This window comes from Candidatus Omnitrophota bacterium (assembly GCA_040755155.1).
Classification (GTDB): Bacteria; Hinthialibacterota; Hinthialibacteria; order Hinthialibacterales; family Hinthialibacteraceae; genus JBFMBP01.
In genome coordinates this window covers 1-10,070 of the sequence record JBFMBP010000169.1, presented here as the reverse complement: position 1 = coordinate 10,070, position 10,070 = coordinate 1, and the positions used below count along the sequence as shown (strand labels likewise).

General features: G+C 48.7%; 10 protein-coding genes. 6 read left to right on the top strand and 4 right to left on the bottom strand.

Annotated elements, in window-relative coordinates; genetic code table 11:
- Positions 1–767 precede the first annotated feature (767 nt).
- The 3 genes from nifJ to AB1656_26260 all read left to right on the top strand — a co-directional run bounded on the left by nifJ (position 768) and on the right by AB1656_26260 (position 5,715).
- Entirely contained in the window at positions 768–4,331 is a 3,564-nt protein-coding gene (nifJ, locus tag AB1656_26270; protein MEW6238905.1) for a pyruvate:ferredoxin (flavodoxin) oxidoreductase, read from the top strand.
- Positions 4,332–4,374: 43 nt separating this feature from the next.
- Positions 4,375–5,364, top strand: coding sequence for a dihydroorotate dehydrogenase-like protein (locus AB1656_26265; GenBank protein MEW6238904.1), 990 nt, complete (start codon positions 4,375–4,377; stop codon positions 5,362–5,364).
- Positions 5,365–5,505: 141 nt separating this feature from the next.
- Positions 5,506–5,715 (top strand): DUF6290 family protein, encoded by a 210-nt coding sequence (locus tag AB1656_26260; protein MEW6238903.1) that lies wholly within the window; start codon positions 5,506–5,508, stop codon positions 5,713–5,715.
- A 108-nt stretch (positions 5,716–5,823) separates the two neighbouring features.
- Here AB1656_26260 and AB1656_26255 read toward each other — a convergent pair whose 3' ends face one another.
- Positions 5,824–6,033, bottom strand: coding sequence for a nucleotidyltransferase domain-containing protein (locus tag AB1656_26255; GenBank protein ID MEW6238902.1), 210 nt, complete (start codon positions 6,031–6,033; stop codon positions 5,824–5,826).
- Positions 6,034–6,181: 148 nt separating this feature from the next.
- Here AB1656_26255 and AB1656_26250 point away from each other — a divergent pair, with 148 nt between their 5' ends.
- From AB1656_26250 to AB1656_26240, 3 genes are all read left to right on the top strand, one after another.
- Positions 6,182–6,826: a prepilin-type N-terminal cleavage/methylation domain-containing protein gene (locus AB1656_26250; protein ID MEW6238901.1), complete on the top strand. Its 645-nt coding sequence runs from the start codon at positions 6,182–6,184 to the stop codon at positions 6,824–6,826.
- A gap of 292 nt (positions 6,827–7,118) precedes the next feature.
- On the top strand, positions 7,119–7,403 hold the full coding sequence (locus AB1656_26245; protein MEW6238900.1) for a hypothetical protein: 285 nt from the start codon (positions 7,119–7,121) through the stop codon (positions 7,401–7,403).
- Positions 7,328–7,633: a type II toxin-antitoxin system HicA family toxin gene (locus AB1656_26240; protein MEW6238899.1), complete on the top strand. Its 306-nt coding sequence runs from the start codon at positions 7,328–7,330 to the stop codon at positions 7,631–7,633. Before AB1656_26245 ends, AB1656_26240 begins: the two co-directional genes overlap by 76 nt.
- A gap of 86 nt (positions 7,634–7,719) precedes the next feature.
- On the opposite strand, the gene AB1656_26235 is transcribed toward AB1656_26240, so the two are convergent.
- Genes AB1656_26235 through AB1656_26225 form a run of 3 tightly spaced genes read right to left on the bottom strand, consistent with a single transcriptional unit; the run spans position 7,720 to position 9,993 of the window.
- Complete coding sequence (locus tag AB1656_26235) at positions 7,720–8,778, bottom strand: C40 family peptidase (protein ID MEW6238898.1); 1,059 nt, start codon at positions 8,776–8,778, stop codon at positions 7,720–7,722.
- A gap of 56 nt (positions 8,779–8,834) precedes the next feature.
- On the bottom strand, positions 8,835–9,398 hold the full coding sequence (locus tag AB1656_26230) for a hypothetical protein (GenBank protein ID MEW6238897.1): 564 nt from the start codon (positions 9,396–9,398) through the stop codon (positions 8,835–8,837).
- A complete protein-coding gene (locus AB1656_26225) occupies positions 9,352–9,993 on the bottom strand; it encodes a hypothetical protein (protein MEW6238896.1) in 642 nt (213 codons plus the stop codon). The genes AB1656_26230 and AB1656_26225 overlap by 47 nt, the downstream gene beginning before the upstream one ends.
- Between the last annotated feature and the right edge of the window lie 77 nt (positions 9,994–10,070).

Below are 10,070 nucleotides of genomic sequence, written 5' to 3'. Positions count from 1 at the left end.
CTTTCGTCTTAAAAACTCCGTCGTATTTCTTTTGGATTCTCTTCATTTCGGAAAACCTCCTTGCCTACTCTCGGCAAGCCGATTTTCCACCTTAACCCCCTGTCTAAATTTTGGGGGACATTATACTGGATGAATTGGCGATTTCATCAAGCTGATAAATCGATATATCAGAGTCGCGCTATCCAATATCAAGCCTAACGTTACAAAATCTCCCCCTGCATACCTTTATCCTTATGGTTTGAGATTGGTAAAATAGCGATTTTTTTCACTAAAAATTAACTTTCCGATTTTTGTTCTTATAAGGTTAGAGTAATTCAGATGAAGAAGTGGGAAATTATATTTTTTTTAGGAATATTCATCGTTCCACCCTCTTTGAAACAGCAACAATAGTTATAGGGGGTGAAACAGATGATTCGCTTTGGGAGCCTATATTGTAAATTCAATAAATACAATATGTTTTACTCTATTATTGAGAGAAAATCTGGGAACGTTGATCGAGAGATTAGAAGGCGGCTTATACAAAGTCTACAATAACTATCTATAACAATAAAAATAAACGATCCAAAGTGCGGAAAAGGGGCCGAATGCCATTGGGGGGAGAGCGATTGTCAAATATGACAAAGGAAAAGGGGGCTTGGGTCTTGAGTAAATGCTTATTAGAGGATAAAAAATAAAGCGGTGACAGATATGTTCCTCTCTCCCGTAAACGATTCAACCATCTCAGGAGAGATTCATCCTCGGTAAATAGAAAAGTGGGAGGTTCCTGAATGTCCAGGCGAACGGTAACTCTCGATGGAAATCAGGCGGCGGCTTACGTCGCCCATAAGACGAATGAAGTATGCGCTATTTATCCCATCACTCCATCCTCGAACATGGGAGAGTGGGCGGATCAATGGTCGGCGGAAGGCGAGACCAACATTTGGGGAACGATTCCCACGGTGGTGGAATTGCAGAGCGAGGGGGGCGCATCCGGAGCAGTGCACGGATCGTTGCAGGCGGGAGCGTTGACGACGACGTTTACGGCGTCGCAAGGGTTGCTGCTGATGATTCCCAACATGTTCAAAATCGCCGGGGAATTGACCTCGACGGTGTTTCACGTGTCGGCGCGGTCGGTGGCGGCTCATGCGTTGTCTATATTTGGCGATCACAGCGACGTAATGGCGGTGCGCTCGACGGGATTCGGATTGATTTCCTCGTGTTCGGTGCAGGAAGTCATGGATTTTGCGTTAATCGCTCAAGCGGCGGCGTTGGAAGCGCGCGTTCCCTTTGTGCATTTCTTTGACGGTTTCCGCAGTTCGCACGAAGTGATGAAAGTGGAAGAACTTACGGATGACGATATGCGCGCCATGATCGACGACGAACTCGTGCGGGCGCATCGTAACCGGGCATTGAGTCCCGACCATCCGTTCATCCGCGGCACGGCGCAAAATCCGGACGTGTTCTTCCAAGGACGCGAAACGATCAATCCTTATTACAACGCCTGTCCTGATCTTGTGCAGAAGGCGATGGATAAGTTCGCTAAAGTCGTTGGGCGCCAATATAAACTATTTGATTACGTCGGGCATCCGGAAGCGGATCGGATCGTGATTCTGATGGGGTCGGGCGCGGAAACGGCGCACGAGACGGTGGAATATCTGGTCGAGAAAGGGGAAAAAGTGGGCTGCTTGAAAGTGCGGCTGTATCGTCCCTTCTCGTTGCAGCATTTCATCGCGGCGCTGCCCGCCTCAGTAAAGAAAATCGCCGTGTTGGACCGTACCAAAGAACCAGGCGCGACGGGCGAGCCATTGTATGTTGACGTAGTATCCGCTATTGCGGAAGCGATGGCGGACGGCGTTGCGCCGTTCAAAACGTTTCCAACCATCGTCGGCGGGCGATACGGATTATCGTCTAAAGAATTTACTCCGGCGATGATCAAAGCCGCGTTGGACAATTTAAAACTGGAAAAGCCGAAGAAGCATTTTACCGTCGGCATTATCGACGACGTGGGCCATACCAGTCTCGATGTGGATGCGGAATTCTCTACCGAAGGCGCCGACGTTGTGCGGGCCATGTTCTTCGGTTTGGGTGCGGATGGAACCGTCGGGGCGAACAAGAACTCGATCAAAATCATCGGCGAAGAGACGCCGAATTACGCGCAGGGCTATTTCGTTTACGATTCCAAGAAAGCCGGTTCGATCACGGTATCGCACTTGCGTTTCGGGCCGCGTCCGATTCGTTCGACGTATCTATTGACGTCGGCCAACTTTGTCGGCGTGCATCAGTTCGTATTTCTGGAGAAGTACGACGTATTGGAGAAGGCCGCTCCGGGCGGCGTGTTCCTGTTGAATAGCCCATATAGCGCCGATGAAGTATGGGACAAGATTCCGAAGCGGGTGCAGCAGCAAATCATCGATAAAAAACTGAAATTCTATGTCATCGACGCTTATACGGTGGCGCGGGATACGAAGATGGGCGCGCGCATCAACACCATCATGCAGACATGCTTCTTCGCCATTTCCGGCGTTCTGCCTAAAGATGAAGCTATCGCCGCTATTAAAAACGCCATCAAGAAGACCTATGGCGCCAAGGGCGACGAAATCGTCAAGATGAACTATAAAGCGGTCGATCAAACGTTGGAAAACCTATATGAAGTGAAGGTTCCCGGCGCGGCGACGAGCGCTATTGAAATTCCGCCGACGGTAGCTGCGGAAGCGCCGAAATTCGTGCAAGAAGTAACGGCGGAGATTATCGCAGGACGCGGCGACGGCATTCCCGTCAGCAAATTCCCAGTGGATGGAACCTATCCGTCGGGAACTACCAAATGGGAAAAACGGAACATCGCGCTGGAGATTCCCGTATGGGATGCGGATATTTGCATCCAGTGCATGAAGTGCTCCATGGCTTGTCCCCACGCCGCCATTCGCGGAAACATTTATCCCGAAAGCGCTTTGGCCGGCGCGCCGGCGACGTTCAAGGCGGTGGATGCGCGGGGCAAGGAATACGAAGGAATGAAATTCACCCTGCAAGTAGCGCCGGAAGACTGCACGGGGTGCGGCGCCTGCGTCCATATTTGTCCCGCCAAGAATAAATCCGAGCCGAAATTCAAAGCAATCAATATGCAGGATCAAATTCCGTTGCGGGCGCCGGAGCGTGAGAATTTCAAGTTCTTCCTCGATCTTCCCGAAATGGATCGGGGCAAGATCAAGATCAACAGCGTCAAAGGTTCGCAATTGCTTACGCCGTTGTTCGAATTTTCCGGAGCCTGTTCGGGTTGCGGCGAGACGCCATACGTAATGTTGTTGAGCCAACTTTTCGGCGACCGGGCTATTATTTCCAACGCAACGGGCTGCTCTTCCATTTATGGAGGCAACCTGCCCACGACGCCGTGGGCGGTGAATCGCGACGGACGCGGTCCGGCCTGGTCCAACTCGTTGTTTGAAGATAACGCGGAATTTGGATACGGCTTCCGCCTTTGCATCGACAAGATGAACGAATACGGCAAGGAGCTGATGAAGAAACTCTCCGGCCAGATCGGCGATTCGTTGGTGGAAGAGATCTTTAACGCCGATCAATCCACGGAAGAAGGCATCAAACTGCAGCGCGAACGCATCGCCGCTTTGAAAGCCAAGCTCGCCGGGATGAATTCGCCTGAAGCGAAGAATCTGCTCAATATCGCCGATTTCCAGGTGAAGAAGAGCGTGTGGATCGTCGGCGGCGACGGATGGGCTTACGACATCGGCTACGGCGGCCTGGATCACGTGCTCGCCGCTGGACGCAATGTCAACGTGCTAGTGCTGGACACGGAAGTCTATTCCAATACTGGTGGCCAGTGCTCCAAAGCGACGCCGCTGGGCGCGGTGGCCAAATTCGCCTTCGGCGGCAAGCCCATGCCGAAGAAGGACCTGGGCATGATCGCCATGACCTACGGCAATATCTTCGTAGCCAAAGTGGCGATGGGAGCGAACGATGCGCAAACCGTGAAGGCGTTTCTGGAAGCGGAAGCTTATGACGGCCCATCGCTCATTATCGCTTACAGCCACTGCATCGCTCACGGCATCAATATGCGCACGGGTTACGATACGCAACAGGCGGCGGTGGACAGCGGACATTGGCCGTTGTACCGCTTCAATCCCGATCTGTTGAAGGAAGGCAAGAATCCGTTGAAGCTGGATTCGCGCGATCCGAAAATTTCATACAAAGATTTCGCGTATCAGCAGACGCGTTTCAAAATGCTCACGAAGAGCAAACCCCAAGAAGCCGAACGCCTCGCCGTCCTCGGCCAGGAAGACGTAACCAAACGCTGGAATCTCTATCGCCAGTGGGAATCCTTTGAGGTTGCCAAAACCGAATAAAGGAAAAGAAAAACGGAGAAATCTTCGGAAAGGAAAGGCGACAATGGATTTTTCAACCCAATATTTAGGTCTCCAATTAAAGAACCCCCTGGTTCCTTCCGCATCGCCCCTGTCAAGAGACGCCGATATGGCGAAGAAGTTGGAAGACGCTGGCGCAGCGGCAATTGTGATGTGGTCGTTGTTCGAAGAGCAGTTGCAATTCGAAGCGAAGGAACTGAATCATTTTTTAACGAACGGCGCCGAGAGTTATGCGGAAGCGCAATCCTATTTCCCCGATCTGAAAGAGTACCACCTCGGACCGGACGAATATTTGGAGCATATCCGCAAGTTGAAAGAGACGGTGGATATTCCCATCATCGGCAGTTTGAACGGCGTATCCGTTGGCGGATGGATCGACTACGCCAAGAAAATGCAGGATGCGGGAGCGGACGCCCTCGAATTGAATGTCTATTACATCCCAACGGATTCCAAACTAACGGCGGATGATGTGGAGAACGTTTACATCGACGTTTTGAAAGCCGTGAAAAGCTCCGTAAGGATTCCCGTGGCGGCCAAGCTTAGCCCCTTTTTCTCGTCGATGGCGAATATGGCGAAAAAGTTGGATGATGCGGGAGCGAATGGACTGGTTCTGTTCAACCGCTTTTATCAGCCGGACATCGACATTGAGAAGCTGGAAGCGGCGCCGAGCCTGTTGCTCAGCACGCCGCATGAAATGCGGCTGCCGCTGCGTTGGATCGCCATTCTCTACGGCCAAGTCAAAGCGGATCTGGCGGCGACGACGGGAATTTATGGCGCCGAAGACGTTTTGAAAATATTAATGGCGGGAGCGAATGTCGCGATGCTTTGCTCGGCCCTGCTGCGCCACGGCGCGGATCGGATCAAAGAAATTCTCTCCGACATGGCGGCGTGGATGGATGAACACGAATATAACTCTGTCAAGATGATGCGGGGCAGCATGAGCCAAAAGTCCTGCCCCGAACCGGCGGCTTTCGAGCGGGCGAATTACATGAAGACGCTGCAAAGCTATACCTGATCCTGAAGCTGGATTAACGGAAGAATATAACGGCCCCTGGGGAGTTTTCTCGGGGGCCGGTTTGTTTTGGAATGAGAAGGGAAAAATGAGGAAACGATGTTATAATATCTCATCAAATCAATGGCTGAGAGGATTCGCTTTATGAATGTTCAATTGCCTATGGAATTGAAAAAACGGCTGAACGATCTGAAGAAAAAGACCGGCCGCGCGAAAAGCGATTTCATCCGGCAAGCGTTGGAGGGATGGCTCGAAGAGGAAGAAGATTATCGAATCGCCAGCGAACGATTTAATAAGAAGAACCAATCCATCCCTTTCGAACAGTTGGAGAGTGAAATTGATTTGGAGGATTGAATTTCAAGAAGAGGCGGCGAAAGAATTTCGTAAACTTGATTATTCAATGAGTTTTTTTTGATAGCGCTAATGGCGTCAAGATATCCTGAAGATAAAGGCGGTTGTTTCTCATAGTGGAATTAGTTCTTGGACGATTCGCTCCCGGACGGCGGGACGGAGACCTCGTTCCGTAGCGACTTCGACTTTTCTTCTCAATAAATCCTGAAGATCGAGCATTAACGCCGCATGATCGAGCAATAGCCGGCCAGGCGCCAAATCGACGAGGAAATCCACGTCGCTATTCGCTTCGCCCCGGGCGACGGAGCCGAAAAGAGGAATTATACTTCCTTCAAAACGGTTCCCGCGATGGTTTACGGCGGTGATAGGCGAAGAAAAGAGGTTTTAAAGGGATTTACTTTTCTTTTTTTTATTGTTTAATTTCTTTCTTGAATTTATATACTATCGTCTCAATCAAGGGAGGAGTAATATGCGTATTATCCAGAAAGAACATGCGGCGTTTACTTTAATTGAATTATTAATCGTCGTCGCCATCATCGGTATTCTGGCGGCTATCGCCGTGCCCAATTTTCTCAACGCGCAGATCCGCGCCAAGTCGGCGCGCTGCTTTGCGGATTTGCGGATGCTTCATGAACAGATCGACATCCGCCACTTGGATACCAATTTATGGTTGATCGACGGCAACGATTCCGGGGAAGACGACGGAAGTTTCAAATGCGCTTTTCGCGGAGGATATAGTTTCTTTGGCGTGCAATGTTCTAAAGCTAGAGGCGTCAAGTGCATTGGCATCGGCGATAACTTTTTCAACGGGCAGACCTGGGCTTTGTTGACCACGCCGGTGAATTATATGTCCAGCATTCCGCAGGATCCCTTCGGCGGCGGCCTTTATTACGGTTATGAAGACCGCGATTGCTCCAACGGGACGCATTGCCCGCATTGGCTTGTCTTCGCCGCGGGGCCGGATAGCGATCATGGCGACTGGATCGACCGTACAGCGGAAGCCTATAATCCCTCGAACGGCTTGGTATCCAACGGCGACATCTGGCGCGCGCATGTTTTTAAAGACACCTATTTCACCTCGGAATTTTTAGGGGTTTTAATCGTCAATTATTGAGCGATTCGCGAAAATCGGAAAATCGGTTATTTTCTGAATGAGCCCGGCCTCTAGGGGATAATTCTTTAGAGGCCGGTTTTTATTGAGAAAAAATATTTTTTGCGAATGAGTATTCCAAGAAAGTTTTGGACTTATGGTATTATTCGTTTACAATTGGAAGATAACGCTATTTCTCTATGCTTTGAGGGTGGGAAAATGGGCAATTGTCTGCGACCATTTAGAAACGCTTTTTGATGCAAGGATGGTGAAAGAAAGCCGTCAAAATTTATTGTAAAAAGGGTAGATCGCCGATATGAGTCAAACCACTCAAATCGAATTCACTATGCAAATTTGGAGGGAGGGAGTCCAATTTATCGCCCATGCCATGCCGTTGGATGTGATGAGTTCGGGAAAAACTCCCGAGGATGCCAAGAAGGCGTTGGATGAAGCCGTATCGTTGTTTTTGAGAACGGCGGAGGAGATGGGAACGTTGACGGATGTTCTTTTGGAATCCGGTTATAAATGGGAAAATGGTCAATGGGCGTGTCCTTCCTGGGTTGCGGTAGAAAAACGCTATATGGCCATCGGCGCTTATTAATGCCTCGAATTACTCCTATTCATTGGAAAGCATTGGAAAGGATTTTTCTGGAAAGCGGCTTTCATTTTGCCAGACAAGAAGGAAGCCATCGATCCTATACTAAACCCGGCGTCTTCCGTCCAATTGTTATTCCAACCTACGATGAAGTTCCTATCGCCGTTATTTTAAATAATTTAAAAACGGCTGGAATATCCAGAGAAGAATATTTCCGTTTGTTAGGGATGAAATAAAAAGGAATAATAAATTCTCGTTTTTTTCCCTCTTGCCTTTTTGCCGCCGTTCATTTCCTCCGCGTCTTTTTCTTGAATTACTCTCATTACCGAAGGATGCGTTTGGCGCAGACGAATCGATTTTTTAATTCTTCTTCGTCTTCCCAGGCAGAGATGGTTACGCCGTTTTTGAAGGAGGCGTGGATGAATTCGCTGGGGCCGAAGGCGATGGCCGTATGGGTTACTCCTCCCCAATCGCCGGCGAAGAAGAGAAGATCGCCCGCGCCGATGGCTTTCATGGATCCCGGAAGAGCGGTTATGCGTCCCGCGAGAAATTGCTGGTTGGCGTCGCGGGGAAGATAGACGCCGACAGCTTTATAGGCAAAACGAGTCAGGCCGGAGCAGTCGATGCCAGAGGACGTGGTCCCGCCCCATTTGTAGGGAACGCCGAGCAGAAGGCGGGCGACGTCCAGGATGGCTTTGCATTGATGGTTCATGGCGTGCGAGGATTTGATAAAAGCGCCGGCGGGCGGCATGATGACGGAGCCGGTGGGGAGCAGAATTTCGCCGGAGGGCAGGAGAGGCAATTGAGCGCCGCCGGGGATGGCTCCCCCATCCCAATCGATGGTTGCGATGAAGTGAGCGGAGTCCGATTTCGTCCAAACATACCAATCCTCTTCGCTGATGACGCGGAAATTCGCGTTCTCCACCCAGCCGACGTAGCCGGCAGGTGAATGAACCAGGGTCATAAAGTCGATGCGCCGCAGCAAATACAAAGGATCGCCCATAACCGCTTCCTCCACTTGCTCTTCGCGCTGTGGGGAGTCGAAGAGCGGGCAGCGGGGCGCAGTCGCAAGGGCGAATTTATCCTGGCCTAACGACGAATCGGGGAGAATGGCCGTCTTGGAAGCATCGCAAGGAGCGCCAATCGCATCACTGGCAAGAAGGAGGGCGTCGAGCGCCCAGCGGGAGGATACGAAGCCGGAAATGGCGAACGGAATGGCGGAAATGATGTCGATGTCCCACACTTGCATACGCGAATCGGGCAGAGCGTGATAGCCAATGTAATCGCATAAGGCGCGGGCGTCCGCTTCACTTCGGATCTGGCGTACGGGGAGACCTTGCAGGATGATGTCCGAGGGGCGGCGGTAGGCGAGTTGTGTCAAGGGCTTAGGTTCCTGTTAACATTAAAAAGGAATAGAATACAAAAAAGCAACGATTTTTAATGTTGCGTTTCGATTAAATTTAATTTTTCTAAAAAACTAATAGCCCTTGTAGATTGCTCAGGAGTAATATTCCAACCTAAATTTTGCGCTTTTTTTTCAATTTCGGTAATTTTCAGCGGAGAGTTATTCATAGTAAATATGTAATGAATTTTAGCCGCAATCGATAAACTAATGTGATCTTCCCATGTATCGCCAGAATTGCATAGACAATCAAACACGGTCTTAATTTTTCGAAATTCTTCATTATTTTCTTTAATATAATTATCAACTATTTTTCCCCCGTCGTCAGTCAGAAGGTAATCGTATCGCCGAACTTCAAAACCAATTTTGTCGATTAATCCATAACCATGCGATCTTTCTTCGACAAAACCCAACGATTTCATTTTTGCTAAAGAGTCGTCTACTTGCGGGGAATAGGGTCCGTAGTAATGTGCTCGGTAACCGAAATTATTTTTAAGAAAAATACTCAAAAAATATATTCTTTTTTGCAGTAATGTTTTACCTCTTATGCCATTAATGGATAAGTGGATGAGTAGAAGAATTATTTTGTCGAGAGCCATTTTTTCGCTCCTTTTCAATTAAAATTTCTGCTTGTTTAATAAGAAAATCATGAATGAGGAGTTCGCATCTATTCAATATTCGTCGTTTTTCCTCATCGTGTGAATACGATATTGGAGCATAGACTTCAATAAAAGAATCATGTTCGTTTTCATTTATCGATCGGAATAGCGTCGATTCATTTTCAAAAGATTGATGAATGTCGCCATCAACGATCATTATAGAACCTTCTTCATCATCACGCGATTGTTTTCTAATGGATTTGATATTCATCGAATTAACGATGAGATAATTGGGATCGATCGAAGAAGAACTTAAGTTGGACGAGAGAAGATCAGCCAGCGACGCCTCTATTTCTTTTTTACTTTTATTTTTATTTATTTTATCTAGGAAATCGCGTATTATTGGATTTTCAAATTTCCTTAAAGGTTTTGAATATATTCTTTTAAATAGTTTTCTTTCGTTCATTCGCCGGAAGAGATCAGTTGCATAACCCTCTTTTCCTAATGGATTCAATAGAGAGACAGTTAGACGGTTGTCATCCCATGAGTTATTGTCAATAGTTGTGGATCGGAAGTTAGGCAGCGTCCCGATCAATCTTTTTTTCTTCTTTTAAAAGAATGCCGTTAATAAAGGTTTTTCCTTCTTTCACCAGCCGGACTAAGTGGGGAGCG